1 protein-coding gene is annotated in these 1,108 nt (G+C 70.3%); it reads right to left on the bottom strand.

Features of this window, described 5'->3' with window-relative positions; translation table 11 throughout:
- Positions 1–1,046: acyltransferase domain-containing protein (locus ADY01_RS35825; protein ID WP_234320559.1), on the bottom strand; the 1,046-nt coding region annotated here is incomplete at its 3' end.
- Between the last annotated feature and the right edge of the window lie 62 nt (positions 1,047–1,108).

Raw genomic sequence — 1,108 nt, 5'->3', positions numbered from 1 at the left:
CCCTCCACATCCACCGGCCGAGCACCCACCGGAGGCCACACACCACCCGCATCCCACCCATCCGAACCCCGGCCCGAAACACCCCCCGCCAACACCGCCACCGCATGACACGTCCAGGGATGATCGATGTCCGTATCGCGATCGTCGGGTCGGGAATAAACCATGACCTCGCGGCGGCCGTGCGCATCCTCGACGCCGACCCTCACTTGGATCTGTACGGCGTCGTGCTTTCGCAACATCAGGGGAGCTTGAAGGGTGAGTTCCTCCAGTTCCTCACAGCCGACCTGATCCGCAGCCCGGACCACCGTCTCCAGCAGCGCGGCCCCAGGGACAACCACGGTCCCAGCCACCACGTGGTCGGTCAGCCACGGGTGGGTAGAGGCCGACAGGCACCCCGTCAGCAGCCACTCATCATCGCCGGCCACCCTTACGGCCGCCCCCAGCAGAGGATGGTCCGCCGCTCCGAGCCCGAGCCCTCGTACGTCTCCTGCGCCGCGCGAACGACCGGCGTCCAGCCAGTACCGTTCCCGCTGGAAGGCGTAGGTGGGCAGGGCGACGCGGCGGGGATGGGTACCGGGGAAGATCGCGTTCCAGTCCAGGTCCACCCCGTGCACGTGAGCCTGTGCGGCACTGGCCAGGAACCGTGCCATCCCGCCCTGATCCCGGCGCAGGGTCTCCACCACCGCGCACTGAGCCCCCGCCTCCGCGAGCGTGTCACCGATACCGGCGATCAGCACCGGGTGGGGACTGGCCTCGATGAACACCCCCGCACCCGCCCGCGCCAACGCCGCCACCACCGGAGCGAACCGCACCGGCTCCCGCAGATTCCGCACCCAGTACCCGGCATCCAGCGTGGCGGTGTCCACCACCTCACCGGTGACCGTCGACCGGAACTCCACACCGCCCCCCACCGGACTGATCCCCGCGAGAGCCTGGATCAGTTCGTCGCGGATCTCCTCCACCTGCGGACCGTGGGAGGCGTAGTCCACCCCGATCCGCCGCGCCCACACCCCCTCAACCTCGCACCGCGCCAGCAGCTCCTCCACCGCCGCCACCTCACCGGACACCACCGTCGACGCGGGCCCGTTGACCGCGGCCACCCCGACCC

The sequence above is a fragment of the Streptomyces sp. SBT349 genome (genome assembly GCF_001083795.1).
Lineage (GTDB): Bacteria > Actinomycetota > Actinomycetes > Streptomycetales > Streptomycetaceae > Streptomyces.
The sequence above is the reverse complement of the archived record's forward strand: the minus strand, read 5'-3'. Positions and strand labels throughout refer to the sequence as shown.